This window comes from Streptococcus sp. KHUD_010 (genome assembly GCF_040207525.1).
Lineage (GTDB): Bacteria > Bacillota > Bacilli > Lactobacillales > Streptococcaceae > Streptococcus > Streptococcus hominis.
Genome location: NZ_CP157941.1, coordinates 266,898 through 293,393, shown reverse-complemented (window position 1 = coordinate 293,393; position 26,496 = coordinate 266,898). Strand labels below are relative to the sequence as shown.

Annotated in this window: 27 protein-coding genes, 1 tRNA gene, 1 pseudogene and 1 riboswitch; of the genes and pseudogenes, 4 read left to right on the top strand and 25 right to left on the bottom strand. The window is 39.8% G+C overall.

Annotated features, from left to right (window positions below):
* The first annotated feature begins 76 nt into the window (after positions 1-76).
* The 3 genes from ABKA15_RS01520 (at position 77) to ABKA15_RS01510 (ending at position 2,673) form a co-directional block, all read left to right on the top strand.
* Positions 77-1,348, top strand: a complete 1,272-nt coding sequence (locus ABKA15_RS01520; protein ID WP_049513141.1) for a replication-associated recombination protein A — start codon at positions 77-79, stop codon at positions 1,346-1,348.
* Positions 1,349-1,620: 272 nt separating this feature from the next.
* Positions 1,621-1,693 (top strand) — tRNA-Lys (locus ABKA15_RS01515).
* A 464-nt stretch (positions 1,694-2,157) separates the two neighbouring features.
* Positions 2,158-2,673, top strand: a complete 516-nt coding sequence (locus ABKA15_RS01510; protein WP_049513143.1) for a DUF308 domain-containing protein — start codon at positions 2,158-2,160, stop codon at positions 2,671-2,673.
* Positions 2,674-2,744: 71 nt separating this feature from the next.
* Here ABKA15_RS01510 and ABKA15_RS01505 read toward each other — a convergent pair whose 3' ends face one another.
* The 18 genes from ABKA15_RS01505 to ABKA15_RS01420 all read right to left on the bottom strand — a co-directional run bounded on the left by ABKA15_RS01505 (position 2,745) and on the right by ABKA15_RS01420 (position 16,916).
* Positions 2,745-3,404: an HD domain-containing protein gene (locus ABKA15_RS01505; protein ID WP_080984153.1), complete on the bottom strand. Its 660-nt coding sequence runs from the start codon at positions 3,402-3,404 to the stop codon at positions 2,745-2,747.
* Positions 3,405-3,469: 65 nt separating this feature from the next.
* Positions 3,470-4,108, bottom strand: coding sequence for a deoxynucleoside kinase (locus ABKA15_RS01500; protein ID WP_049513147.1), 639 nt, complete (start codon positions 4,106-4,108; stop codon positions 3,470-3,472).
* A 186-nt stretch (positions 4,109-4,294) separates the two neighbouring features.
* Positions 4,295-5,062, bottom strand: coding sequence for an epoxyqueuosine reductase QueH (locus ABKA15_RS01495; RefSeq protein WP_049513149.1), 768 nt, complete (start codon positions 5,060-5,062; stop codon positions 4,295-4,297).
* 330 nt (positions 5,063-5,392) lie between these two features.
* Positions 5,393-7,015 carry a chaperonin GroEL gene (groL, locus tag ABKA15_RS01490; protein ID WP_049513151.1) on the bottom strand — a complete coding sequence of 541 codons (1,623 nt, stop codon included), beginning with the start codon at positions 7,013-7,015 and terminating at the stop codon, positions 5,393-5,395.
* Positions 7,016-7,047: 32 nt separating this feature from the next.
* A complete protein-coding gene (groES, locus tag ABKA15_RS01485; RefSeq protein WP_049513153.1) occupies positions 7,048-7,329 on the bottom strand; it encodes a co-chaperone GroES in 282 nt (93 codons plus the stop codon).
* 144 nt (positions 7,330-7,473) lie between these two features.
* Positions 7,474-7,764, bottom strand: coding sequence for a PTS fructose transporter subunit IA (locus ABKA15_RS01480; protein WP_049513155.1), 291 nt, complete (start codon positions 7,762-7,764; stop codon positions 7,474-7,476).
* Between the two features lie 15 nt (positions 7,765-7,779).
* On the bottom strand, positions 7,780-8,610 hold the full coding sequence (locus tag ABKA15_RS01475) for a PTS system mannose/fructose/sorbose family transporter subunit IID (protein WP_003035287.1): 831 nt from the start codon (positions 8,608-8,610) through the stop codon (positions 7,780-7,782).
* Position 8,611: 1 nt separating this feature from the next.
* Positions 8,612-9,463, bottom strand: a complete 852-nt coding sequence (locus tag ABKA15_RS01470; RefSeq protein ID WP_003030857.1) for a PTS sugar transporter subunit IIC — start codon at positions 9,461-9,463, stop codon at positions 8,612-8,614.
* A gap of 32 nt (positions 9,464-9,495) precedes the next feature.
* Positions 9,496-9,990 carry a PTS sugar transporter subunit IIB gene (locus ABKA15_RS01465; protein WP_049513158.1) on the bottom strand — a complete coding sequence of 165 codons (495 nt, stop codon included), beginning with the start codon at positions 9,988-9,990 and terminating at the stop codon, positions 9,496-9,498.
* A gap of 23 nt (positions 9,991-10,013) precedes the next feature.
* Positions 10,014-10,448 carry a PTS fructose transporter subunit IIA gene (locus ABKA15_RS01460; protein WP_003028528.1) on the bottom strand — a complete coding sequence of 145 codons (435 nt, stop codon included), beginning with the start codon at positions 10,446-10,448 and terminating at the stop codon, positions 10,014-10,016.
* Between the two features lie 196 nt (positions 10,449-10,644).
* The gene (locus ABKA15_RS01455) at positions 10,645-11,931 is read right to left on the bottom strand and encodes an extracellular solute-binding protein (protein WP_049513160.1); all 1,287 of its coding nucleotides are present in this window, start codon (positions 11,929-11,931) and stop codon (positions 10,645-10,647) included.
* A complete protein-coding gene (locus tag ABKA15_RS01450; RefSeq protein WP_049513162.1) occupies positions 11,928-12,611 on the bottom strand; it encodes a response regulator transcription factor in 684 nt (227 codons plus the stop codon). Before ABKA15_RS01450 ends, ABKA15_RS01455 begins: the two co-directional genes overlap by 4 nt.
* Positions 12,604-13,917 carry a sensor histidine kinase gene (locus ABKA15_RS01445; RefSeq protein WP_049513164.1) on the bottom strand — a complete coding sequence of 438 codons (1,314 nt, stop codon included), beginning with the start codon at positions 13,915-13,917 and terminating at the stop codon, positions 12,604-12,606. Before ABKA15_RS01445 ends, ABKA15_RS01450 begins: the two co-directional genes overlap by 8 nt.
* On the bottom strand, positions 13,917-14,903 hold the full coding sequence (locus ABKA15_RS01440) for a sugar ABC transporter substrate-binding protein (RefSeq protein WP_049513165.1): 987 nt from the start codon (positions 14,901-14,903) through the stop codon (positions 13,917-13,919). The genes ABKA15_RS01445 and ABKA15_RS01440 overlap by 1 nt, the downstream gene beginning before the upstream one ends.
* A gap of 292 nt (positions 14,904-15,195) precedes the next feature.
* Entirely contained in the window at positions 15,196-15,591 is a 396-nt protein-coding gene (locus tag ABKA15_RS01435; RefSeq protein WP_049513167.1) for a single-stranded DNA-binding protein, read from the bottom strand.
* A gap of 80 nt (positions 15,592-15,671) precedes the next feature.
* Positions 15,672-16,298, bottom strand: coding sequence for a YtpR family tRNA-binding protein (gene ytpR / locus ABKA15_RS01430; protein WP_049513169.1), 627 nt, complete (start codon positions 16,296-16,298; stop codon positions 15,672-15,674).
* 16 nt (positions 16,299-16,314) lie between these two features.
* Positions 16,315-16,632: a thioredoxin family protein gene (locus tag ABKA15_RS01425; protein WP_003028520.1), complete on the bottom strand. Its 318-nt coding sequence runs from the start codon at positions 16,630-16,632 to the stop codon at positions 16,315-16,317.
* Positions 16,629-16,916: a DUF4651 domain-containing protein gene (locus ABKA15_RS01420; protein WP_049513171.1), complete on the bottom strand. Its 288-nt coding sequence runs from the start codon at positions 16,914-16,916 to the stop codon at positions 16,629-16,631. The genes ABKA15_RS01425 and ABKA15_RS01420 overlap by 4 nt, the downstream gene beginning before the upstream one ends.
* A 119-nt stretch (positions 16,917-17,035) precedes the next feature.
* On the opposite strand from ABKA15_RS01420, the gene pepA reads away from it, so the two are divergent.
* Positions 17,036-18,100, top strand: a complete 1,065-nt coding sequence (gene pepA / locus ABKA15_RS01415; protein ID WP_049513173.1) for a glutamyl aminopeptidase — start codon at positions 17,036-17,038, stop codon at positions 18,098-18,100.
* Between the two features lie 62 nt (positions 18,101-18,162).
* Here pepA and ABKA15_RS01410 read toward each other — a convergent pair whose 3' ends face one another.
* The 7 genes and pseudogenes from ABKA15_RS01410 to ABKA15_RS01380 form a co-directional block, all read right to left on the bottom strand.
* Complete coding sequence (locus ABKA15_RS01410; protein WP_049513174.1) at positions 18,163-18,723, bottom strand: folate family ECF transporter S component; 561 nt, start codon at positions 18,721-18,723, stop codon at positions 18,163-18,165.
* Between the two features lie 33 nt (positions 18,724-18,756).
* Positions 18,757-18,846, bottom strand: a riboswitch (THF riboswitch).
* Positions 18,847-18,900: 54 nt separating this feature from the next.
* Positions 18,901-20,205 (bottom strand): folylpolyglutamate synthase/dihydrofolate synthase family protein, encoded by a 1,305-nt coding sequence (locus tag ABKA15_RS01405; protein WP_065428426.1) that lies wholly within the window; start codon positions 20,203-20,205, stop codon positions 18,901-18,903.
* Between the two features lie 65 nt (positions 20,206-20,270).
* Positions 20,271-20,908, bottom strand: a pseudogene (locus ABKA15_RS01400) (CPBP family intramembrane glutamate endopeptidase).
* A 265-nt stretch (positions 20,909-21,173) separates the two neighbouring features.
* Positions 21,174-23,033 carry a proline--tRNA ligase gene (locus tag ABKA15_RS01395; RefSeq protein WP_049513179.1) on the bottom strand — a complete coding sequence of 620 codons (1,860 nt, stop codon included), beginning with the start codon at positions 23,031-23,033 and terminating at the stop codon, positions 21,174-21,176.
* A gap of 33 nt (positions 23,034-23,066) precedes the next feature.
* Positions 23,067-24,338: a M50 family metallopeptidase gene (locus ABKA15_RS01390; RefSeq protein WP_049513181.1), complete on the bottom strand. Its 1,272-nt coding sequence runs from the start codon at positions 24,336-24,338 to the stop codon at positions 23,067-23,069.
* Between the two features lie 441 nt (positions 24,339-24,779).
* A complete protein-coding gene (locus tag ABKA15_RS01385) occupies positions 24,780-25,583 on the bottom strand; it encodes a phosphatidate cytidylyltransferase (RefSeq protein ID WP_049513183.1) in 804 nt (267 codons plus the stop codon).
* Between the two features lie 8 nt (positions 25,584-25,591).
* A complete protein-coding gene (locus ABKA15_RS01380; RefSeq protein WP_049513184.1) occupies positions 25,592-26,341 on the bottom strand; it encodes an isoprenyl transferase in 750 nt (249 codons plus the stop codon).
* Positions 26,342-26,496 lie beyond the last annotated feature (155 nt).

Genomic DNA, 26,496 nt, shown 5'->3' with positions numbered 1-26,496 from the left:
AATGTGTTAAAATAGATACAACTATAGTAACATAAATCAGAACAGTTGAAAAGAATACCAGTAAGGAGGAAAACGTATGCCAGAAAATTTAGCGATTCGCATGCGGCCTAAAAATATCGATCAGGTCATCGGTCAGAAACATCTGGTTGGCGAAGGAAAAATCATTCGTCGCATGGTGGAAGCCAATCGCCTGTCTTCCATGATTCTCTACGGTCCACCAGGGATTGGCAAGACTTCAATTGCTTCGGCTATTGCCGGAACTACCAAATTTGCTTTTCGGACCTTTAATGCTACCGTTGATAGTAAGAAGCGCCTGCAAGAGATTGCAGAAGAAGCCAAATTTTCTGGTGGTTTGGTGCTGCTTTTAGATGAGATTCACCGCTTAGACAAGACAAAACAAGACTTCCTTCTCCCTCTTTTAGAAAATGGTCTGGTCATCATGATTGGTGCCACAACAGAAAATCCTTTCTTCTCTGTCACTCCTGCCATTCGCAGCCGGGTACAGATTTTCGAGCTGGAGCCTCTGACAAATGACGATATTAAACAAGCCATTCAAACAGCCCTGACGGACACCGAACGAGGTTTTGATTTTCCTGTCCAGCTAGATGACGACGCACTGGATTTTATTGCCACTTCCACGAATGGCGACTTGCGTTCAGCCTTTAATTCTCTAGATTTAGCAGTCCTTTCTACCTCAGCGGATAATTCAGGCGTTCGCCATATCACTCTGGATATTATGGAAAACAGCCTACAAAAGAACTACATTACTATGGACAAGGACGGAGACGGTCACTATGATGTCCTGTCCGCCTTACAAAAGTCCATCCGCGGGTCTGATGTCAATGCCAGTCTCCATTATGCAGCTCGCTTGATTGAAGCTGGAGACCTTCCCAGTCTCGCACGACGTCTGACGGTCATCGCTTATGAGGACATTGGTTTGGCAAACCCCGACGCCCAGATTCATACCGTCACAGCTTTAGAGGCAGCCCAGCGGATTGGATTTCCGGAAGCCCGTATCCTCATTGCCAACATTGTCATTGACCTAGCGCTTTCTCCTAAGTCTAATTCTGCCATAGTAGCTATAGATAAAGCTCTTTCTGATTTGCGACAAAATGGGAACTTGCCTATCCCCCGTCATCTACGAGACGGTCACTACGCTGGCAGCAAGGAGCTGGGAAATGCGCAGGATTACAAATATCCACATAATTATCCTGGTAACTGGGTGCAGCAAGACTATCTTCCTGACAAAATAAAAAATGCCGATTATTTCACTCCAAATGAAAATGGAAAGTACGAACGAGCCCTTAGCATGACTAAAAATAAGATTGATCAATTAAAAAATAACTAAAAAATTATGGTATCGTTTGCAAAAAATCAATTTTTTCTCTTGAATTTTTCAAAAATTGTGGTATCATAATTATAGAAACGCTGTGGTGTACGACTTCACACTTAAGTGTTGACCGACTATTTTCTGTATTATTAGGGAAACAAAAGACTTCTAACAGCTTGCAGGCCGTTTCACGCGGAAGCAGCTTCAGTTAGAGCGAGTTGCCCACCTGCTTAATTGCGCGGGTTCAATACAAATCGTGAAGGTCCGGCACCAATACAGCTTTTTCTGTTGCCTCCTTAGCTCAGTTGGTAGAGCAGTGGACTCTTAATCCATGGGTCACAGGTTCGAGCCCTGTAGGGGGCATCTAATATTTACATACAAAAGCCTACCATATAGGCTTTTTTACTTACTCTCAACTATTTTTGCCCCATCATTTGCCCCACTTTTAAATCTATCTTTTCTTTTTGAATCAAATTACATCTTAACAAATAGTGTAAAGCCAGTTACTTTTGCTTTGATGCCATACAATATTTTCATGTAGAGAAGACAAATTTTATCTTCTCTTTTTATTTTCAAAATGATAAAAACTGATTTTCTTTTCATGAATCAGACTGAAACTTCCAAATTGTCCATTTATTTTATTGACATTTCCTATAAAAAGATGTAAAATACTTTTGGGGAACTATATAGCATTTTACACTAATCACAATATATAGTATCTTAAAATAAGATTTTTGTAAATTTGACAACTATACTTTGTAGTTGTGTAAACAGGTATATAATTCCCTACTTTTATTATCAAACTATACTATATAGGGGGTATTGAAATGAAATTTTCCAATCGTTTACTGCTATTCCTTACAGGAGTTGTTTTTGTCCTTTTAGCACTTTTCCTATTTACAAACCCAGCAGCTAATCTTGTTGCTTACAGCTGGTGGATTGCATTTGGTTTACTGGTTGCTTCTATAGCAGCTATTTTAGGCTATTTCTCTGTACCAAAAGAGCTTCGCTCACCTGTTTATCTTTTCGAAGGGATTGTTAATCTTCTCTTAGCTCTTTACCTCGTTGCTTATGGCTTTGTGACCCTGCCGGTCGTCATTCCAACCATTTTAGGAATTTGGTTAATTGTAGAAGCCATTATTGCTTTCTTTAAAGGTAATCGTCTGGGATTGATTTTCCCTATTATTGGTAGCCATATTATGTGGATAGCATTGCTTGCATTTTTACTAGGTCTAGTGATTCTGTTCAATCCAGTAGCTACAAGTGTCTTTGTCGTTTATGTCGTTGCCTTTGCATTTTTAGTTGCTGGCTTCACCTACATTATTGATGCCTTTCGTAAATAATCTAGTTGCTATTTCTATCGCATTTAAAAAAGCTGGGAAATCATATTCTCAGCTTTTTCGTATCTTATTTGTCACTTTTTCGCATCCCATTCTGCGTAGAATTGCTCTAAGTATTCTTCCAAAAAGTGGTGGCGACCTATCGCTAATTGCTTAGCATAGTCTGTATTCATCAAATCTTTTAACTTCAACAACTTTTCATAAAAATGTAGAATTGCTGTTCCTTTATTGCTTCGATATTCTTCTACCGTCATATCTTCTCGTGGTCGCAAGGCAGGGTCATGAATGGGTCTGCCCGTATGTCCAGAATAAGCCATAGCGCGTGCTATTCCAATCGCTCCAATCGCATCCAAACGGTCAGCGTCTTGAACAATTTTCCCCTCCAAAGTGCTGACATTTTTCTCTTGATGACCACCTTTAAATGACATCGTTGCAATAATCTCCAGTACATGAGCTGTTTCCTCATCTGAAGCCTGATGATTCTGTAGCCATTGCTTGACCTTTTGCAAGCCCACCCCTTCATTCTCATTTAATTTCCCGTCAGCTATATCATGCAGCAAGGCAGCTAGCTCACAAATAAAAACATCTGCTTGTTCTTGTTTGGCAATTTCTACAGCATTGTTTGTGACGCGCACAATATGCCACCAGTCATGCCCACTCATCTCGTCTTTCAATTCAGCATAAACAAAATCTCTTGCTTCTTGAAGAATTTTCGCTTGTCTATCCATTATCATCTATCTCCCTTTTTATTTATATACACAAAAATCTCGAAATGATTTCGAGACTTTCTTGATTGAATTTATTTCTCAAGCCCAATTGTTTTCATTTTTTCTTGAATTTGTTGGTAGACTTGATTCCAATCATTTGGATCTGCAATATCCAAATCATCCGTTGCAATTCTCATTTTAGGACTGTAATTGTAATCCTCATACCAACTTTGATAATGCTTGTAAAGCAGTTGATAGTAGTCAGCGAGTCCATTTTCTTCATTTGGTTGCTCATAATCGCGACCGCGTTTTTTGATATTATCCATAATGTGGTCAAAACTACCGTCTAAATAGATCAACAAATCTGGCGCTTTCTTAGGCAGACCTTGGATTTCTTCCATCATATTGTCCAAAAGTTCCAAATAGATATTGTACTCTTGCTCACTAATGCTGCCTTTGAGCGTATTGATATAGGTAAACAGAGCATCTTCATAGATAGAACGATCTAGAATATTATTGTCATCATAATAAGCCGCTTTGATCATTTTAAAGCGTTTATTTAGAAAATAAATCTGCAAAGCAAAACCATACTTATCAGGGTCTTCATAATACTTATCCAAAATAGGATTTTCTTCTACCGGTTCAAAAAATGGCTGCGTTCCTAATTCCTCGGCTAGTCGATAAGTGTAGGTCGTCTTTCCTACCCCAATCATGCCCGCTAAAATAATCACTATCTTCCTGCACCTCCCAAATCTATCCAATATCAGGTTATCAGCCTCAGCCGAACCACCATATATTGTGCTAAAAAAAATGATAACACAATATATTGATGACGTCAAGATATAAAACTTCTAAATGTATAAACAAAAATAACCTTGTGCAAAGAAGCACGATTAGCTCCAATACAAGCATTATTTTTAGGATTCTCCATTCGTGACAGTAAATTTAATATGCGAATAATCTTTTTCTAAATCTTTCCCTTTCAAAAAAGCTGTCGCATCTTTTTTAATCTGAATGAGGTCAATTCCTTGCGCTTGTGCTGCAAATACACAACCACAATAGCATTGGCGGTAAATGTCGTACTCCTCGCACATTTCGACCGAGCGCTTATAGCCTTGATTTTTCTTGAAATCACTAGGAAGATACTGCGTTGCGTAAACTTTCTGCACTTCAATTCCAACGCTATTGATCGTCTGCGAATTTTTATGAGGGCTGATTGTCAAGGCGCTTCCAAAATAATCAAATCCCAAATCAACCGCCACTTGCGCTGTTTTATCCAAGCGATAATCATAGCAAACTTTACAACGATCGCCACCTTCCGGCTCTTCTTCCAAACCGTGTACTGTTCGGAAAAATTCTTGTGGCTCATAGGGGGCTTCTAAATATTGAACATGATTACCAGTATTTTCATTGAAATCGTGAACAAATTTTTGGGCAACATAGGCACGACGCTGGTATTCTGCTTTGGGATGAATATTTGAATTGGCAAAATAAACTGTCACGTCCGCATACTGGGTCAAATACTCCAGCGTATAAGTGGAGCAAGGCGCACAGCAGGTGTGCATTAAAACCGTAGGACGCTTCTGGTCCGCCTCCCAAACTTTGACCATTCGCTGCATGACACGATCATAGTTTATTTTTTGGTTGGGATTCATTTTACTCAGAATTTCTTCAACATCAATCATCGTTTTCTCCTTGGAAATGTATCACTATTTTACCACAGAAAGGGAGTAGTGACAAATAGACAGAATAGAATATCATTCTCAGGCAACACGAATTTATTCAGCAAGAGAGAATAAATCTCTAATATTCAATGAACAATAATTCTGTTTCGTTTGTCTTCTCTGTACCTATCTTATGTGCCCAAACTCAAAAATAATAAAAAGAGAAGCGAGCTTGGATTTATTGAATCCATCACCACTTCTCTTTTTAATATCCTTGAGGGCACGCTTACACTTTAATATAAAAGTAATCTTGTACAAAATTGAACATGATTAAGAACTGTATTTCTTAAACTACATCATTCCACCCATCATACTTGGATCCATTGCTGGAGCAGGGCTAGCTGGTTCTGGTTGGTTAGCAACAACTGCTTCAGTTGTTAAGATGAGGCTCGCTACTGAAGCTGCATTTTGAAGAGCAGAACGAGTAACCTTGACTGGGTCAATAATTCCTGCATCAATCATATTCACCCATTCACCGGTAGCAGCATTGAAACCAGTCCCTGCTTCCGAATTTTTCAAGCGGTCAATGACGATAGAACCTTCAAATCCTGCATTTAGAGCGATTTGACGAACAGGTTCTTCCAATGCTCGAAGAACGATGTTGCGACCAGTTGCTTCGTCACCTGACAAGTCTAGTGCTTCAACGGCACTTAAAACATTGACAAAGGCTGTTCCACCACCTGAAACAATCCCTTCTTCGACAGCTGCACGAGTTGCATTGAGGGCATCTTCAATACGGAGTTTCATTTCTTTGAGTTCTGTTTCTGTTGCAGCACCAACTTTGATGACAGCCACACCACCTGACAATTTCGCTAAGCGTTCTTGGAGCTTTTCACGGTCAAAGTCAGATGTAGAACTTTCGATTTGTGACTTAATGACAGCCACACGGTTGGCAATCGCTTCTGCATCACCAGATCCTTCAACGATAACAGTGCTATCTTTGTCCACAGTTACTTTTGAGGCTTGTCCAAGTGCTTCAATCGTTGCATCTTTCAATTCCAGACCAAGGTCTTCTGTAATCACTGTACCGCCAGTCAAGATAGCAATATCTTCTAGCATCGCTTTACGACGATCCCCAAATCCTGGTGCCTTCACAGCGACTACATTGAAAGTACCGCGGATTTTATTCAACACAAGAGTTGGAAGAGCTTCACCGTCGACATCATCTGCGATAATCAAAAGCGGACGGCTTGTTTTCAAAATATTTTCCAACAAAGGAAGAATTTCTTGGATATTAGAAATCTTCTTATCTGTAATCAAAATATATGGATTATCTAAGTCAGCAACCATTTTTTCATTGTCTGTCACCATGTATTGAGAAAGATAGCCACGGTCAAACTGCATACCTTCAACAACATCTAGCTCTGTTTCCATTCCTTTTGATTCTTCAATAGTAATGACACCATCGTTGCCAACTTTTTCCATGGCTTCAGAAATGTATTCTCCGACTTTTTCAGAACGTGATGAGACAGCTGCAACTTGCGCAATGGCTTCTTTGTTAGAAACCGGAACAGAGTTTGCTTTTAAGGCTTCAACAGCTGTTGCAACAGCTGTTTCAATACCACGACGAATGCCAATTGGGTTTGCACCAGCCGTTACATTTTTAATCCCTTCGCGGACAATTGCTTGGGTCAACACAGTCGCAGTAGTTGTTCCGTCACCAGCGATATCATTGGTTTTTGATGCAACCTCTGACACCAACTTAGCTCCCATATTTTCAAAATGATCTTCGAGTTCGATTTCTTTTGCAATGGTGACACCGTCATTTGTGATGAGTGGTGAGCCAAATGATTTTTCAAGAACGACATTGCGCCCTTTAGGGCCTAAGGTTACTTTAACGGTATCTGCCAAAATATCAACACCACGCACCATGGCGCTTCTTGCATCCGCTGAAAATTTAATATCTTTTGCCATTTTTACAATTCCTCTTTCTATAAATGTTTAATTTATTCAACAATCGCTAGAATATTTGCTTCATTGACAACGAGGTACTTTTCTTCGCCGTCTTTAACATCAATTCCCGCGTGGCTTTCAACAAGAACGGTATCACCAGCTTTTACGCTTGGAGCAACGAGTTCACCGTTGAGTGTACGAATCCCTTCCCCGACAGCCACAACTTTTGCCGTCTTTGTGGCATCTTGTCCTGCACCTGCAATGACAAAACCACCAACTTTTTGTTCTTTTTCTTCTACTTTTAAGACCACACGGTCGCCTAATGGTTTAAGCATTTGTTTACCTCCAATATCTTGTTTTAGCACTCCATTAGTACGAGTGCTAATATTTACATTTTCTATTGTATCACTTGGTCAGAAATAGTCAAGAAAAAAACTCTGTCAAACGACAAAGTTTTTAGGGGGAAAGCAAATAAATTTTTATCGAACCAATCTTAATTTTTCTTCAAAATCATCAATGACTTTTTTGAGATTCAATCGTCCTTTGTAAATACCATAGCCAAAAACGAGCATGGCTAATATTCCCAACACTGCTAGGATCATTCCAAGAACAAAGGCAATGAGATTGATTTGACGGGAAAAATAGACCAGAACAAGACCGATACTAGCAATGGTAAAGAAGAGACTAAACCAACGTCCGAGATTTTCAATCATGTGTTTTTGATATTGAATTTCCGTTTCATATCCTTGAATCAATTCTTGTTCTGTCATAATTTTCTCCTATTTTTAGTATTTCAATCCTGGGTTGAAGAATCCAACCAATACACCAAGGAAGGCTACTACAACAAGAAGCAACATTACTTTGATTGGTGAAAGGTTTTTCTTCGCCATCAACCACCAGCAAAAGACGATAAACAAAGCTGTCAATAGACCTGGATAAACACCATCTAATTGATCTTGCAGTACCAAGAAAGCTTTTCCTGAAGAGTCTTTCAACTTGAAAGCTGTCTTCACAGGTACCCATGTTGCTGCAACAGCACCGATGACCATACCACCGATGATAGAAACAGACTTACGAATAGCTTGTCCTTGAGGGCCTACAAGAAATTCAACTGCTTTATCTCCTAGTTCGTACCCTTTAAAGTAGGCGAATTTCATACCAAAGTAGGCGAGCAAGTTCCAAACCACGATATAGAAAATCGCACCAAGTGGCGAGCCACCATTTGACAAACCGAGAGCAATACCTAGTATAATCGGAATCAAGGTACCAACAATCAGTGAATCACCAATTCCTGCAACAGGTCCCATGAGACCAGCACGAAGACCGTTGATTGTTTCGTCATCTACTCCATCAGCGCCATTAGCACGCGCCTCTTCTAGACCAGCTGTAATTCCTACAATCAAAGCACCTAATTGAGGTTCTGTGTTGAAGAATGCAGTGTAAGTATGCATTGCTTTTGCTTGGTCTTCTTTTTTAGGATACAATTCTTCCACGATTGGCAGCATTGAAGCTAGGTAACCAAATGTTTGCATATGTTCTTGTGAGAAGCAAGTTAAGTTCCCATAATACCAATGATGGAAAGATTTTCCTAATGTTTTTTTCGTTAATTTAACCATTTTAAATATCCTCCTCATCGTCGTCATCATCAAAACTTGCACTTGCGGCTGCTTGTGCTCTTACATTTTTAGCCATTTGAATTTCATAGAATAATACTGCGAAAATCAATGAAATCACTGCACAAGATACAAGGTTAAGTCCTAGTGAAGCTGCTAATGTAAATCCAACAAAGAATGGAATGAAATCGACAGCTTTTTCAACAATTTGTTTCAAGAGGATTGCAATTCCGACACATGGAAGGAGAGAACCAACTGTGAAGAGGGTTTTCATTGGAATACCGTCCAATGGAAGTGCCGTTTTTAAAGCCGTAACTGCATCTGCACCTAATTTACACATAATGAGGGTTGGCAAGAATGAGAATACCAAGTGTGAAATCCAAGGGAAGCCCCAGTCTACTACATATAAGCGTTTAAACTCACCTTTTTCAACAGCTTTCCAACCAATATGTTGCCAAAGCAAGTTCATGGTAGCTGTACCATAGAAAAGAACTGTACCAACTGTACCAACGAGTGTTCCCATTGATTTAGCCAAGTTAGCAGCGTCTGCAGAGTCAAGTGATAGTCCTTGCGATTGGATAGCTACCATTGCCAACGGAATTCCAATATAAGAAACCGCACGAACGTCAGCCGAAACCGTACCACCAGGTGTTACCAAAGCGATATAAACGAGCTGCATCGCAACCCCACAGATGATACCTAATTTCACATCTCCTAGGATCAGTCCTGAAACTAAGCCACCTACAAGTGGGCGTCCAAGAGTATAGTTACCAATGGAAGTACCACCTAAACCAGGCATAGATGATAGACAGGCAAATAATCCTAGTAAAGCGGCTTGAAACCACGAAATTGTCATAATAAAGCCTCCTTAATGCTTATTATATTTTTTTAAAAACCAAATTTAGATTTGAAATCGTCCCAGTAGCCAATAGACACATCTGGTAAGAGTTGGAATTTCACTTTATAGCCAGCTTTTTGAATCGCTTCAAGTGCTTCCGCTTCTTCCTGTGTAATGGATTGATTATTTCCTAATTTAATAGCTCCTGGACGGTCATTGGCTGGACCAACAATAATTTCTTTGATATCGCTAGGCACAAAACCTTGATCAACTAGTATTTCTTTCATGTCAATTGGATTTTTAGTAATCAAGAAATAGCGACTATCGGAATCCAATACCTTTTGTGATTTTTCTTTCCATGCTTCTTTTGTCCAAACGAATGTTTTTTTATCAGAAGCTGCTTTGTAGGCTTGTTTCAAAACTGTATTTCCTGCTGCAGCATTATTGACAGCAACTAAGCCGTCACAAGGATATTCTTTTGCCCAACGAGTTACTGTTTGACCGTGAATCATACGGTCATCAATACGCACAAATGAAATTGTCATGATAAATCTCCTTTTATTTCTTCTTAAATGTCATCTTCGTCATCTTCATCACTAGCAGTCACATCAAATTCTTGCAGAGCTGCGGATGCTTCTGAGAGAATGGCTTGTGCCAAGTCTTTTCCTTCCAACATATCCTTCATTACTAAGCCTGTGAGTGCCATTGTCAAATTGAGACCACCAAGTACGACTGCCGTGTTTAACTTACCAAGTTCTGACAAAACGTTGCAAGCTGTCGTCAAAGGGCTTCCTCCGACAATGTCTGCCAACACCAAAACCGTATCTTCTGTTCCCAGATTTGCTAACGCTTGACGAAAGTCAAGAGCGAAATCATCAACAGACTTGCCTTCTTTCAGACCTACTGCAATGACTTGGTCGGTCTTATCACCAGCAAACATCTTCAATGAGCTTTGCACACCTTCTGCTAGTCCACCATGACTGACTAGTACTAGATATTTCATGTTCTTTCCTCCTTCATTTCTGTCTTTATTTTACTAAATATGGAACCGATTTCACATTGTCAAATGTCACTTTGTAAAGATGACATTTGTTAGTTAAAATATGACAAATGTCATATAGTTTTTCAAAAAGAAAAATAGCCAGTTTTGAGCTAAATCTCTCATCTGACTATTTTGATATTTATTCTTCGTTAAATCTCTATTTGCCTGTTTCTTCCATTTCCCTTTGAATACTTGGTAAGATACTGTCTATTTCATTGTTTTTGAGAGCATTTCCTAGTAAATAATCCAGTCGTTCCAAAGAATGATAATCTAAGTCTCTGCTAATATCTAACACCGAATGCTTCATCATATGATCCAGTCGTTGCGATGTCAGCGAATCCAGCCCAAAATCATCTGCCTGTAAAATCTTTTTCGTCTGACTGCTTTTGACAACTGATGTCAAGACAGAGGTCCCTTGTGATTTTGCAAATAGTTCTTGCTGATTTTTTTGATTTTGACACAGCAATTTCATAAACTCCCAAGCTAATTTATCCTGTTTTGTCTTTGAAGACATAGCAAAAAGAGACGTTTTCACTTGGGTCGCAGGAATGCCCGCTTTAGCGGCTGGCATAGGAATGCAGGTCCAAGAAAATCTAGAATATTTTGCCACATGGTAGGGATAGGGTTTATAGGTTCGATATTGAGCCAAACTCATGGGATAAAAGGCTACCTTACCTTCATCAAAATCATTTGACGTTACCTTGTACCGTTGATTTAATGAATCCAATTTACTGATAAAAGAGAGTGCTTGATGCATTTCCACACTATCAACATTGACACCACTTTGATTTCTCAAATGCCCATTATAAGCTACCAGAGCCTGTTTCCAAGTATAATCCGTAATGCCATACTGGTCAATCAAACCATCACCATTTGTATCCTTTGTGACTTTTTGACAAATTGCATATAAGTCTTCTAAAGTCCAATTGGAATTAGGAATCGAAATGCCTTCTTTTTCCAGCAAATCCTTATTGACACACATCATGATAGGATTGCTTTCAATCGGTAAAGCATAACTGTGTCCCTGATATTGTCCAGCTTGATAAGCAACTGGATAGTAAGCCGCAGCCTCCTCTTTACTAATCAAAGAATCCAAGGATATAAAAGCCCCAGAAGCCGCTAACATAGAAAAATCATTTTCAGGCACCATAAACACATCTGGTTGTTCACCTTTTAGAATCTTTTCTGCTAGCCAATTGTCATAGTCCTTTTTAGGAATGCCGCTCTCATAGATGACTTTGACATTGGGATGTGACTTTTCAAATTGGCGGATAATATTGTCTAATACTCTATTCTCACGACTATTCGGAACGTCCCAGCTGCTGCCTGCATACACTCCAATTCGCAAAATCTTTTTTTGATTGGAAGTCCATAAAACAAAGCTAAGGGTCACTAAAAGGAGAGCCGAGGCGAACATCGTCAAATACCTCATCCGCCACTTCATTTGTCATTGTCCTTACTAAAATCACGTTGGGTAACACCTGTCTGCACAGCCCAAATAGCTAATTGCGTGCGATCTCGCAAATTTAATTTCGTCAGAATGCCTGACAAGTAATTCCGCACTGTCCCTTCAGACAAGAACAACTTCGCTGCAATTTCCTTGTTTGAAACTCCAAAACCAATTTGTTGGATAATCTTCCACTCAGTCTGACTCATGTCTTCCACATTTTCTTCGGCAACAGAAATAGCAAAATTGGACTGTGCCATTTGTGAAAAGATTTTAAACACTTTGGTAGCAATGTTCGGATTAATCATAGCTCCGCCTTTGTAAACCGTTTGAATGGCTTGGTGCAATTCTTCAGTAGAAACTCCTTTTAAAATGTAACCAGAAGCGCCATATTTCAATGCTGAAAAAATGAAATCATCATCATCGAAAGTTGTTAGAATGATAATTTTGATATCTGGATATTGTTCTTTGACCGCCTTTGTACAGAGAACGCCATCCATAACAGGCATTCGAATGTCCATCAAAATCACATCTGGATGTATATGGTGAAGTTTTTCGAGCACTTCCTTGCCGTCACCGACTGTTCCCACCACTTCAATATCTGAATAAGCCGATAAAATAATTTGTAAAGACTCACGAATCAAGGCTTGATCATCTGCAATTAAAACTTTAATCATTCTTTCCTCCTATTTTCGGAATTTCAATATAGGTATAGAAACCGTTGCGATTTTCAAAATGAACATTCCCACCAATAATCGCCAAACGCTCCTGCATTTGTTTGAGGCCGAAACCATAGTGAAGCTCATCAAAGCCGACCCCATCGTCTTGTATGGTCATGATATAATTCTCTTTTTCTAACAATTCAATCCAAATCGTCTTGGCATGTCCATGCCGCACCGAATTTGTAATGGACTCCTGAATCACCCGAAAGACAATATCCTCTTTTGCAACATCCAAATCAATCGTATCCCATTCATAGAGAAAATGAATTTCTAAATTAGAAATGGCTTCATATTCTCGAATAATTTTGAGCAATGCTTCTTTTAAACTATTGTTTTCTAGAGCGCCGGGACGCATTTTATTGAGCGAGCCTCGCACATCACGGATACCGTCTCGCACAACCACAGAAACATTTTCTAACTGCTCCTTAGCACGATTTTTGTCAATATCCACCAATACTTTAACCGCATCAATTCCAGCTGAAATTCCTGTCAAAGCATGCCCTAATGTATCATGGATTTCTCTGGCAATCCGCTTTCTTTCACGGTCTTCTGCAATTTTTTCAGATAAGGCTAAATAACTATTTAACTCACGATTGGCTTGCGCTGCCATCCGCAGCTCTTCTTCAATATGGTGCTTTTCGGTCATTGCAGATAAAATATAAAATAGCAAAGAAATCATAAAGACAACCAGATTTAGTGAAAAGAGAAAATTCTTTCCAAAAAGGAGTGCCATGCGAATAGATTCTGGACAAAAGCGAATATAAGTATCTAACGAAGGCAATTTAACAAAAAGCGACATCAAGTCATAGTTGGATACGAGCAACATACTAAAGCTCAAAACGATAAAAGAAAACCAATATTTCCGATCTTTGGAGGTGTTAAATTCCTTAGAACCGTAAAAAATATCCGCAAAAACCAAAAGAATCAGACCATTATAAGAAGAATGCAAAACTGAAAAAATAACTAGCATCAGCAAAATTTCAATAATAGTTACTTTGTCATAAACGGATAATTGATTTGGATGTTTCTCGCGATAATAAAAAACCAACAATAAACAAGCATAAAAGGCAATCGACATCCAAAAACTAAAGCTCGGCGAGCCTGGGATAGCATCCAAACGCCCCAATAGTGAATGAGCATAACCTCTTGCGACCACGTAATTCGTCGCAAAAAGATAAATAGACGCATTATAAACAATAGCAATAAAATTGATGACCATTAAGGCAATTTTGCTATAAAAAATACTTTTATTCCGCCTCATTATTGCCACCCTGTAACTGTATATTTCCCAATATTATCTTTATTCACCAAATGAACAGGAATCAGGTACTCCTTTTTGTAAGATTGATGCTTCATCATGCGCTCAATCACTTCTGTCACCTTTCTACCCATTTGAATCGGAGACTGAGCAACCGTCCCTTGAATATCATTGGTATTCGCCAAAAAATTTTTAATATCAGGTGAGCCATCTACCCCATAGATAGCAATCTTATCTGTCACTCCTTGGTCTTTAATAGCAGCAAGAGCACCAATAGCCGCACGGTCATTCAAGGACATCACGACGTTAAATTGCATCCCTTCAGCCAACGCTTTTTTCACCTGCGGCATACTCTCTTCGGTCTGCCCCAATGTTTCCCGTTCAGAAACCACTTGATAGGCAGAGTGCCCCTTAATCGTATCTAAAAACCCTTGAATCCGATCCATAGCAGATACTGCGTTATGGTGCTCCAACAGCAAAATATTCGCACTAGACAAACGTTTCATCATGTCTTTAGCTATCAGCACACCAGCTTGATAATTGTCTGACACAATAGTAGTATTAACTTTAGCATCTTTGCTAACAGGTGCATCCACGACAATGATCTTGATTCCCGCTTTTCTGGCTTTATTTAAAGAAGTCAGAATCTTTGGACTGTCACTCTTAACTGGGTTTATAACAATCACATTCACTTTTTCTTGAACAAAATAATCAATTTGCTGACTTTGCTTGTCTTCGTCTAATTCCGGATCTCGTACATAAAGTCGACTCCCCTGCTGATTCGTTTTTTTCTCAATTTCAGCATTCAAGGTTTTATAAAAATCATTGTTCATCGTCATATAGGTCGCTCCTACCTTGACCTGCTTGCTATCTGATGAATTTCCTTTTACATAGAGGAAAATTAACCCTGTCAATACAAGGACAAACAGAGAAAATAATAGATATTTACGATAATAGCGATATTGCTTTTGTCCTTTACCTGCTCCCATTTTTTCTCCTTATCAACATCAGTCTTAAACAGAAGACTCTGTTTTATCTAGGTTTATTATATTATATTTATACAAAAAAGCAAAACCTCGCCAAGAAAAAGAAGTGTAAAAAACTTAAAAAATCTCCCTAACTTCCTTGTTTTTAAACTCAAGTTAAAACTAAATGCAATTCTCAGACTGTTGACTTCTATCTTGCCCATATTATTCATACATCATTGAAAGCATAAAATGCTAATTTTTTCGCTGACTAGAGACAAATAGACTGGATGTTGTCCAGCCTAGCTTATCTTTATTAAAATGGCAATTCCTCTTCTTCCAGAAGCAAGTCTGCCAAATCTGCACCAGCATTATTCTCACGAATAGCTCGCTGTGCACGGCTTTCTAATAGCTGGAAACCATTGCAAAGCACTTCTGTGACATAATGCGTCACTCCGTCCTTCTCATAACGGCGAGTGCGAAGTTCGCCGTCTAGTGAAATCAAGCTGCCTTTACTTGCATAACTTGCCAATGTTTCGGCTAACTTGCCCCAAACAACGACATTGACGAAGTCTGCTTCTCGTTCACCATTTTGTCCTTTGTAGCGACGATTGACCGCAAGTGTTGCACGCGCCACAGATTTATCATTAGCTGTTTTGTTTAACTCTGGTGTATTCACCAAGCGACCGATTAAAATTACTTTATTATACATTTTGTTTTCCTCCTAACTATTTATTCGTAAGAGAAAAGAAAAAAATCGTGAAAATTCACGATTAAAACTTAATTTCTATTTTACTCTTGCCAATGCTTAGTTGGATCAAAGGCTGTTCCTACTACTTCCGAACTTGCTAATTCAATAATCCCACGTTTTTGCGGAGCGTTTGGCAGCTGCAATTCGCGAGGACTACACATCATACCAAAACTCTCTTCTCCACGCAGCTCACTAGGAAAAATCAAGTTTCCTTTTGGCATCATAGCACCCGGAAGCGCCACAATCGTCTTGAGACCTACTTTAGCATTAGGCGCACCTGCTACGATTTGAACCACTTTATCTGCTGCTACTTTTACTTGACAAATATTAAGGTGGTCACTATCTGGATGAGCTACCATTTCCACAATTTCACCAACCACAAATTTCGGCTCAAGGTCATTGACCAATTCTGGCTCAAAACCTGCTTGGCTCAATTCTTGATTTAGAATTGAAATTTCTTCATCTGTCAAAAAGACTTGACCGCGTTCGGTAATATTAACAAGATTAGAAATCTGAAAAATATTCCAAGCAACCGTTTCTCCATTGTCCAAACGATAAACACGCGCTACATTGCCCTTGCGTTCAGCAGCTAACTTAGCAGCTTGACCGTCTGCAACAATCACCATCAGCACGTCACCAACGTGCTCTTTATTATATGTGAAAATCATTATTTCTCCTATATCTTCAGTTTAACTGGGCTAAAAATTCATTGATTTGCGTCTGCGTTTTTCGCTCACGATTAACAAAACGGCCAATTTCTTGTCCATTTTCTAGGACTACTAGGCTAGGAATCCCATACACATCCCACTTTTTGGCAACTTCCATATAATCGTCACGATTGACCTCAACAAAGGTAAAATCAGGATTCTCTGCTTCAATCTCAGGCAAAAAAGGTTTAATAAAACGACAGTCTCCACACCACTCGGCTGTGAAAAAGAACACAGTCTTTCCTTCGCGTTTCACAAATGATGCCAATTCTTCTATATTTGCTGGAATAATCATTGTTCTTCCTCATAGGTCAATTCGCCATTTTCATACACAAATGTGAGGTGCCAACCATCTTCATACACCACACCACCAACCAATCGATGCTCATCTGACTTGTATAATTGCACATATAGTGTGGCAATATCACCTAGCTCAGACAAACTTTTCCGAATTTCAGCAACTAATTGCTCACGCTGCTCAGCTTCTTTTCGTTCGTCCAACGTTTTTTTAGTCGCATAAGCTGCAATCCCTACTCCTGCAAGTGCAGCCGTTGTTAATAGAATCTTTTTAGCTTTCATGACAATATTTTAACACAAAAGATAAATTGGGACAAATCGAAACACTACTGTTTTTTATCTTTGAATGCTACCCAACTATGATAGAAAATGATAAAATAAGAACAGAAAGAAGGTTAAAGATGTCAGAATTATTTTCAAAAATCAAAGAAGTAACAGAAATTGCTGCCGTTTCAGGGCATGAAGCGCCTGTTCGCAATTATTTACGTAAAAAAATGACTCCTCATGTGGACGAAATCGTAACAGACGGCTTAGGAGGCATTTTCGGAGCAAAACATTCAGAGGCTATTGATGCACCGCGTGTCTTAGTAGCTGCCCACATGGATGAAGTTGGCTTCATGGTGAGTGAAATCAAACCCGACGGAACTTTTCGTGTGGTGCAAATTGGTGGCTGGAATCCACTCGTCGTTAGCAGCCAACGCTTTAAACTTTTTACTAGCTCTGGAGTTGAAATTCCTGTCATTTCAGGATCCGTTCCTCCACATTTGACTCGTGGAACAGGTGGACCAAGTCTACCAAGGATTGAAGATATTGTTTTTGACGGTGGATTTGCTGATAAAGCAGAAGCTGAAAGCTACGGCATTCGTCCAAGCGATACGATTGTACCAGATAGCTCTGCTATTCTCACAGCTAATGGGAAAAACGTTATCTCAAAAGCTTGGGACAATCGTTACGGTGTCCTCATGGTGAGTGAACTGGTTCAAGCTCTAGCTGGACAAAAACTTGGCAATGAACTCTATGTTGGAGCCAATGTCCAAGAAGAAGTCGGCTTGCGTGGAGCCCATGTTTCAACGACTAAGTTTGACCCAGAAGTTTTCTTTGCAGTAGACTGTTCGCCTGCTGGCGACATTTACGGAGATCAAGGAGCTATCGGAGAAGGGACTCTGATTCGTTTCTTTGACCCAGGTCACCTCATGTTGCCAAATATGAAAGATTTCCTTTTGACAACCGCAGAAGAAGCAGGCATCAAGTATCAATACTACTGTGGCAAAGGGGGAACTGATGCCGGCGCCGCTCATCTCAAAAACGGTGGTGTGCCTTCTACAACAATCGGTGTCTGCGCACGTTACATTCATTCTCATCAAACACTCTACGCAATGGACGACTTTTTGCAAGCTCAAGCTTTCTTACAAGCTCTTGTTAAGAAATTGGATCGCTCAACCGTTGATTTGATTAAAAACTATTAAAAAGTGCATATTTGAAAAGGCTGTGGACAGTGATGTCTCAGCCTTTTTCTGCTCTCATTTTTTTACTTATTGTTTAATCCCATTAACTTACGTAATTCGGGGATTCGTTGCAACTGTGGAACAATGAGCATCGTCACAACTACTCGTAAAGGAATTTCAAAAACAGACCATGCCCGAGTAGCGTATAGTGCAACAAAGGGTACTCCATATTGTAAATGGAGAGCTAAGGGCGTTAAGGTAAAGGTCCCTACTCCCATAACAGCGATAGTTGCTAGCGTCACCCAAAGCCAGTCTTTCTTCCGTTCAAATCGTAATTCTTTGCCATAAAAGAAATAACCATAGAGAATACCTTGCAAGGCTTCAATCAATGTAAACCAGATAATGAATGGTTGTCCCTGACTCAAAAAGAAAAAGGAAAGCATATCATATACGGCAGAAACCAAACCAGATAAAATCGGACCAGCGACACTTCCCATAAGGGTATAACCAATGAAAGCTGGGCTCAGCTTCAACAAACGAGGGATGACAAAGATTGAAAACTTCTCTAAGACAAAACAAAGAGCCACGATCATTGCGAGGGCAACCAATAGTTGCACCGATAACTTTGGCGATTTTTTTTTCATATTCGCTCCTTTTCTTTCGGGAGCCGTCAAAATGACAGCGGATGCAATGGCCTACCGCACAAATGTTTCGTTGTATGGCAACATCCCATCCATACACACTTAACGCAGACCACTTACTCTGTGCAAACAAATTGCTCTTTCATTCTATCACATTTTAACTATTTAGAAAACCTCCTTTTACCTATCGCTCATTAGATATTTTCTAACTTCTGCAAGGAAATAGAGAGAGCCTGTGATAAGCAGCAGCTCTTTCTCTCCATGCTTGGCTTTTTTGTATTGCTCCAAATAAGGCAACCACTCTACATATGCTAACTTTTCTTGCTTTGCCAAACATTGCATTTCTCCTGTTGAAAAACTCCGTGAATCCTCAAAAGTTGTCAAAAGTACACGAGATGTGGGAACCATTTTTAGTAAAGCAAGCATTTCATTCAACGCCTTAGTTTGAATACATGTAAATAAAATCGTTTTTTGATAATCTGGAAAATGGCTTTCTAGGGAAGCAAGCAGAGCTTTCAGTGCATGAGGATTGTGCGCCCCGTCCAGCAAGATCAAGGGTGCTTTTGAAATTTTCTCCAAGCGAGCAGGCCAATACGTTCGTTTCAATACCTGTCGCACCTCATTTTCACTCAACAATGGTAAACCTTTCAAGCTGCAATATTGATCACACAGTTCAATCGCCAGTCCCGCATTTTCAACCTGATGAATGCCCAAAAGAACAGTTTGATAGGCTTCTTTCTGCCGAAAGGCATTGGAAAAGAGGAAGTCTTCTCCCTCTTCTAAGCCTTGCACAGACTCCACCTGATAATCTTTCTTATATCGTATGTGGGGTGCCCGACGTTGCTGAGCAATAGTGTGAATAACTGCCAGTGCTTCTGAAGAAATCTTCCCTGTCACTACCGGCACACCTTGCTTGATAATCCCCGCTTTTTGCTTGGCAATGTCTTCTAATGTCGTACCTAAAATAGCTGTGTGATCTAGTCCGATTGTCGTAATAGCTGTCAAATCCGGTTGACACACATTGGTACTGTCCAATAAACCACCCAGACCTACTTCCATTATGACCACATCTACCTCTTGCTGGCAGAAATAATCATAAGCCAATGCCGTAATAATCTCAAACTCTGTTATTTCCTTCAATATCGTATCATCTGCCTGCTTTTTTAATAACTCTTGATAAGATTGCAACAAAGAATAAAAGTCTTCGCCTGAAATAGGCAAACCATTGATTGCAATTTGCTCATTATAGTTAAGAAGATAAGGCGATGTAAACGTTCCTACATGCAGTTTCTTTGCTTGCAATAGCTGACGTAAATGTGCAATCGTTGAGCCCTTTCCATTGGTACCTGCCACATGAATGACTGATATTTGTAAATGAGGATTGCCTCGCAGCGATAATAGTCGTCGCACTCTTTCTAAGCCCAAATGTGGCTCTTTTGTTTGGTGCTGCTGCAACCATTCTAACTGTTTTTCTTTTTGTATCATTGCTCTTCTCATCCAATCTATAATGCTCTCATTTTATCATAGAAGTGGAATTTCTACAAAATAATTTACCAAAAAATAATCAAGAAAAGAAGGGAGAAGCTATTGCGCACCAAATGACTGAAAATGGAGAATTCCAAACGAAGAGTTGGCTTGGAAATCAAGAAAGAAAGTAAACTCCCTAAACCTGTATAAACAATAAAACAAGTTAAATCAGCTGGATTTCGTAAAAGGATAAACAACAAACTCCCTATCACAAAACTCGTTCGTGCTTGACCTTTTGACACAAAAAATGAATAATGGATGACCGTACCTCAGGCACGAGAGCTACTATATCAACACCTAGTAAGAAAAGGGACGAGTGGACAAACAGGCTCAGGAGTAATTGTTGACCTTCTGACGCTACTACCATCCCCTCCAATATCATCAGATAAGCTCCTATGGCATTGATAAATACCATCATGAGATAGGATAATCGCAGTAGGGACCAGTAATGAGCCGTTAAGAGCTCTGATTTAAAATCTGTTAATTCTCTGGAAAAATAGCGAAAATAAAGCAAGCCAGCAAAAAATAAAATGAACAAAAATACAAAACTGGATTGCTGAAAACTTAATGATTTGGACAAGGGCGTCGTCAGCAAGACCAAAGTAATCTGTGTCAAAATGATTAGCAAACTCATTTGAAGAATATTTTTTATCTTTCTCATCCCAACTCCTTTTTCTACCTCTTTAGTATAAAATATTTTAAAGGCCTCCTCAGAAGATGCCCTAAAAAGTTATTTTTTATCTTCAAATAGTAAAAAATGAAAGCAAAATGAAACACATTTCCCTTAACAGTTGTTCTTTGTCCCACAACCAACAAGTTGACGCAAAGTATCAACTCAAAAAAACAGGCAAAATCTCTTTTGGATTGTATCCAATTAAGATTTTGTCTGTTTTTGAATGATAATTTAGTTCTTGTTTCAGACCTATTTATTTGTCTTTCTTCGTTAAGATTTCCAGTGTTTCAAGAAGGTTGTCAACATGAACTTCAATGATATCCCCTGTCGCTTTGATTTTGACTTCAACGATGCGATCAGCTGCTTTTTTCCCGATTGTCACACGGATTGGTAACCCAATCAAGTCACTATCACTGAATTTCACACCAGCGCGTTCGTTACGATCATCTGTCAAGACTTCGTAGCCAGCTTTGAACAGTTCTGCTTCTAGTTGTTCTGTCAAGGCAAGAGCTTCCTCGTCTTTAACATTTACAGGGATTAGATGCACATCAAACGGTGCCAATTCTTTTGGAAAATTGATCCCCCAAGCATAGCGATAATCCCCTTTAGGGGTCTTATTGACAAAGAGACGTGCGTGTTGCTCCATAACCGCTGATAAGAGGCGACTAACTCCAATGCCGTAGCAGCCCATTACAACAGGAACTGCCCTACCATTTTCATCTAAAACAGTCGCATCCATGCTTTCGGAATAACGAGTGCCTAATTTAAAGATGTGCCCAATTTCAATGCCTCGTGCAAATTTCAAAACGCCTTGTCCGTCTGGTGAAACTTCTCCTTCACGCACCTCGCGAATATCTACATATTCTGCTGTGAAGTCTCGCCCTGGATTGACACCAGTCAAATGATAACCGTCTTCATTGGCACCAACTACTGCATTGTGGATATCTTCCACTTTTCGGTCTGCAATGATTTGAATATCTCCTGGGAGATGAACTGGACCGAGTGAGCCAAAGTTTGCTCCAAATAACTCACGAACCTCGTCTTCACTTGCTGGTTCAAAGAAATCAGCCCCTAAATAATTTTTCAGTTTCACTTCATTCAATTGATCATTTCCAACAAGCAGAGCCACAATCGGTTTTTCATCAGCAATATAAACCAACGTTTTGATTGTCTGGCTTTCATCCATATGAAGAAAGGCAGCAACTTCATCAATCGACTTGCAATCTGGAGTCTCTACACGAGTCAATTCATCTTCGGCTACAACACGATTGCTTGGTTTGTATTCATTTGTTGCCATTTCAAGATTTGCAGCATAACCTGACTCACTCGAATAAACAACAGTATCTTCACCAGACACCAACCAGCTCGTCAATTCTTCTTTTATCGCTTCTTGTACATCTGTCGGAATTTCATCAAAACTAGTGACTGACTTATCTAGAACAACCCAGCGCGTAAGGTCGGTACGGTCAGGTGTAATGGCCATAAATTCTTGGCTATCCTTTCCACCCATAGCACCACCGTCACCGATAATCCCTTTGAAATCAACCTCACTTCGGGTAAAAATATTCTCGTAGACAGTCTTATACTCATCGTAAGTCACATCTAGGCTATCATAATTGGCATGGAAGCTATAACCGTCTTTCATGATAAACTCACGTGTCCGCAATAAGCCATTGCGAGGACGCTTTTCATCACGATATTTAGCCTGAATCTGATAAAGATTGAGCGGTAATTGCTTATAAGATTTTACAGAATCCCGTACAATTGCGGTGAATGTTTCTTCATGAGTGGGCCCCAAGATAAAATCTGAACCTTCGCGATTTTTTAACTTATAGAGATCTTCACCATAGGTATCGTAACGGCCTGATTCACGCCAAAGATCCGCACTAAGGAGGGCTGGAGCCAGCATTTCGACCGCACCGATTTTTTCAAATTCTTCCCGCATGATTTTTTTTGCTTTTTCGATCACGCGATTAGCCAATGGTAAGTAAGAGTAAACACCTGCTGAAATTTGGCGGACATAGCCCGCACGCAGCATAAGTGCATGACTGATGACTTGTGCATCACTAGGCATTTCACGTAGTGTTGGGATTAACATTTTACTTTGTTTCATAAATTCTTCCTTTTATTATTTTAAATGCACCTTTTAAAAGAAGGTTCTCATAATATCATTCCAGGTCACCGCAATCAGCAACACCACCATAATGGCGACACCTGCTAAAGTAACATAGGTTTCTGTTTCCTGCTTTAATGGCTTGCGACGAATGGCTTCAAGAAGATTGAGCACAATCTTTCCACCGTCAAGCGCTGGGATAGGAATGAGATTAAAAATACCAATATTCAGAGAGAGCATAGCTAAGAGAGCGATAACACTTTCAATTCCACCTTTAGCAGCGTCACTACTAGCTTTGTAAATCGCCACAGGTCCGCCTAGTTTATTGATGTCTGGGTGGAAAATTAAATTTTTTAAAGCGCCAAAGATGCGGAAACTAGCGTTCCAAGCCATGCTAAATCCGCCCGCAATCATAGAAAGAAAATCTGATTTCAAGCCCGGCATCACTCCTAATAAATATCTGCCTTGCTCTTTTTTAGGCTTAACTGTCAGCTCTTGAACTTTAGTTCCACTTTTAACCGTCACATTTAGTTCTGATTGCCCTTTACTGTTTTCTGTTTCAGACTGAACAGCCTGGGTCAAATCCGACCAATTCTTAATTTCAGCTTGACCAACTTTTAAAATCTGGTCATTATTTTTTACACCGGCCTGAGCCAAGGCACCGCCCTGTAAAACGCGAATGTGATTTGTATTGGGATTGGCAACGCCACCCTGCATAAAAATCAACAGCAGAAAAGCTACAATCCCTAAAATGAAATTATTCATTGGTCCTGCAAAGTTGGTAATGAGGCGCCCGCCTAAACTAGCATTTTGATACTGCACATCAAGCGGAGCAATCCGAACCTCTGTACCGTCTTCTTCTACAATTGTTGCATCATGGTCAACTGCATAGGTCTTTTGTTCATCTAGTACCAAACCAGTGATTTCCAGCTTGTCTTCTAAATCAAAGCCCGTCACATTCATCGGCAGAGCGGTTTGATCAATTTTCTTGCCCGAAAGATTGATTCGGACGACCTTACCTGCTTCATTTAAAGTCAAACTAGCAGGTGTTCCGGTTTTAATCTCGGTCGAATCTTCGCCCCAACCAGCCATACGAACATAGCCACCCAGCGGTAACATCCGAATGGTATACGCCGTACCGTCTTTTCCGATATGAGCAAAAATTTTCGGGCCCATTCCGATAGCAAACTCCCGCACCAAAATACCCGATTTTTTCGCAAAATAGAAATGTCCAAACTCATGAACGACCACAATAATTCCAAAAACAATGATAAAGGTGATAATTCCTATAATACCTGACTGCATTACACCAACCTTTCTACTTTCTGACACGATCATCTTACTGAATTGCACACAGCAAATCAAGAATACTTCACTCGGCTTAAGATTCCCTTATAAAGTTCATTCACAAAGAGGCTGGGATGAACGTTCCCCAGACTCTTACAATATATTATTTTTACTACAAAACGCAGTGGTGAGAAACTCTGTTAACTTTAGTCAATTTAGGGTTCCCATGCACAATTGATTAGGTACTTTAGTGCCAATCAATCACTGCTGAGTGGCAGTTTTAATCCCTTGCTACGCAAGGCATGATGACCAACCCCTAGTCAACTGCATAAAGTGAAATGACAAAATCAATTTCTTGCGAAATATTGATTCTTTACGTCATCTTCTCAGATTTCATTTTTCTGTGAGTGACTATAAAACAAGCACGTTAGTCTGTCTCACTTCATTTTACCATTCTCATTAGAACAATCCAAAGAAATGCATCAAGGGAAAGACAAACAGCATGCTGTCAAAACGATCTAACACACCACCATGTCCGGGTATAAATTTACCAGAATCTTTGACTCCAAAATGACGCTTAATCCCACTTTCTACCAAATCCCCAAACTGTCCTGCAATACTAAAGAATACTGTGAAAAGAAGCATAACAAACATATGATGAGGTGCGGCAATGTTTCTATCAAGCAACATAAAAATAAATGTTACAAGGACTGCTGAAGCAATGCCTCCTAGGCTGCCCTCAACAGTTTTATTTGGTGAAACTCGCGGAGCTAAGCGACGTACGCCATATCTCCGTCCGACCAAGTAAGCTCCGCTATCCGTTGCCCAGACGATAAACAAGGCTAAGAGCACTTTGTCAAAACCAGCCACCCGTGCATCTAGCAAAGCATTGAAGCCAATTCCCACGTAAAAACTCGCAGCGATTGGATAAGCCGCATCTTCAAAACTGTAATTTTTCCCTAGAACAGTTGAGCCTAATAGAAGAAAAACAACTAAACTATAGGCCACAACATTTCCGTCTACCGGCAAAAATTTCAAATAGTTTTCGAGTGGAATCGTCAGCACAAAACCTGCTAACATGGCTAAGACACCTTCTAGCGTGGTACTTCTCAGCCCTTTCATTTGCAGCAATTCATGAACACCCAGCATGGCTAGAAGCCCCATTCCAATTTGCAGAAGAGCGCCTCCTATCATCAAAACTGGAATGAAGATAGCAAGTGCCATTCCGCCAAAAATAACACGTCTTTGTAAATCCTTATCCATAAATTCTCCTACACGCCGCCAAATCGACGATTTCGTTTACTATATTCTTCAATAGCTGCTTTCAAAGCTTTCTCATCAAAATCCGGCCATAAAATGTCTGTAAAATACAGCTCACTATATGCACTTTGCCAAGGTAAGAAATTACTCAAACGCAATTCTCCGCTCGTTCGAATGACCAAATCCGGATCGCGCAATAATCGAGGTAGATTGCTGGTTTGTAGATAATTGGCAATCATCTCTTCATCAATCTCACCCGGACTGAACTTGGCATCTAACACATCTTGAGCAATCATTTTAACCGCCTGAACAATCTCAGCACGGCCACCATAATTCAAGGCAAAATTCAGAATCAAGCCTGTGTTGAGCCGCGTTAATTCTTCTGCTTTGCAAAGCGCATCATACGTTGCCTTAGGTAGCCGCTCTGTATCTCCAATCATTTGAATTTTTACGTTATTTCTATGCAACTCAGGCACATAACGGTCGTAAAATTCAACCGGCAAGTTCATGATAAAGCTGACTTCTTTTTCAGGGCGCGACCAATTTTCTGTGGAGAACGCGTAGACTGTCAATACTTGAACCCCCAGCTCTTTAGCTGCAATGGTAACATTTTGCAAAGTTTCCATTCCAGACTTATGCCCGAAAACGCGCGGCTGCATTCTCTTTTTAGCCCAACGACCATTCCCGTCCATAATAATACCGATATGTTTTGGGATTTGTAACGGAACTTCAATTTTTTCTTTTTTCTTAAAACTAAACATCTGCTTGTTTTCCTAATAAAGTTTTACATTTCATTATATCATAAATCCTCTAAAAATGGGATTTATGCTAAATTTCAGATAAAAAAGAAGCCGAAACATAGAAATTTTTGGCTTCAATTTCTTTTTCACATTATTTACGATAAAAATTAAATGCT